Genomic DNA, 583 nt, shown 5'->3' on the forward strand with positions numbered 1-583 from the left:
GTCTAAAGACGACGCTACCTAACGTTCGGATAATGGCTGACGAGTTCATGAAGGGGTTCGCGTGCCTCATGGTCGGCGGACTGGGCTGGATGACCATCAAGGGCTGGTACAACACGCCGAGTTTCGAGGGGGCACAGCTCACCGGCGAACTTACTATCGAGGAACCGACCACGTTCGATCAGATCGCCCTGTTCATGGGCGACGCGTTCTTCTGGTTCGCGGTGCTGGGCGCGCTGACCTTCTGGGTCGTGCTTCCGCTGATCAGTGAATTCCAGGCGTATCTCAACGAGCGGTCGGCGTAACAGTACGCAGTAGCTGTTCTCTGAAGGTGAAATAGACGCCACTCTCAGTTCGCAGTATGGTCGACTGGCGCACCGTCTTCGTCACGCACCTGGATCCCGCGTGAGCGAAGCGCCGCGGCGAATTTTGTTGGTGACACCCCGCTGTACGTAGCCGCCTCTTCGAGCGTGAGCGTTTCCCCGCGATACAGTGTCAGTGCCGTTGTGAGGGACCTGTGTGACATCTTCGTCTACAACGACACGAACGCCCTTGGAGTATTAAACTATTTCGGCTAGTTCTAGAC

Annotated in this window: 2 protein-coding genes; one reads left to right on the top strand and one right to left on the bottom strand. The window is 57.3% G+C overall.

The annotated features are described in order from the left end of the window. Positions 1-32 precede the first annotated feature (32 nt). Positions 33-302 (top strand): hypothetical protein, encoded by a 270-nt coding sequence (locus tag FY251_RS20740; RefSeq protein ID WP_004517812.1) that lies wholly within the window; start codon positions 33-35, stop codon positions 300-302. Between the two features lie 44 nt (positions 303-346). Here FY251_RS20740 and FY251_RS20745 read toward each other — a convergent pair whose 3' ends face one another. Then, positions 347-523: a UPF0175 family protein gene (locus FY251_RS20745; protein WP_129755103.1), complete on the bottom strand. Its 177-nt coding sequence runs from the start codon at positions 521-523 to the stop codon at positions 347-349. Positions 524-583 lie beyond the last annotated feature (60 nt).

The sequence above is a fragment of the Haloferax sp. KTX1 genome (assembly GCF_902410085.1).
Taxonomy (GTDB): domain Archaea; phylum Halobacteriota; class Halobacteria; order Halobacteriales; family Haloferacaceae; genus Haloferax; species Haloferax massiliensis.